At 43.7% G+C, this 222-nt stretch carries 1 protein-coding gene; it reads left to right on the forward strand.

All coding sequences use genetic code 11. The features are described 5' to 3' along the window. Positions 1–40 precede the first annotated feature (40 nt). The coding region (locus tag MRS74_RS23760) for a hypothetical protein (protein WP_254582747.1) at positions 41–222 on the forward strand (182 nt) is incomplete at its 3' end.

The following is a 222-nucleotide window of genomic DNA, read 5'->3' on the forward strand; positions in this document are numbered from 1 at the left end:
TGTTCTTTACTTCGAAATGTACGTAGTAACTGAACCAGGTATGACGGATCTAGAAAAAGGTCAGATGCTAACTGAAGAAGAGTATCTTGATCGTCTAGAAGAATGGGGTGACGAATTCACTGCTAAGATGGGTGCAGAAGCGATCAAAGATCTGCTTGCCACTATGGACATGCACGCTGAAGCAGAGATGATGCGCGAAGAACTTGAGTCTACTAACTCAGA

The organism is Marinobacterium sedimentorum (assembly GCF_024267675.1).
Classification (GTDB): Bacteria; Pseudomonadota; Gammaproteobacteria; order Pseudomonadales; family Balneatricaceae; genus Marinobacterium_A; species Marinobacterium_A sedimentorum.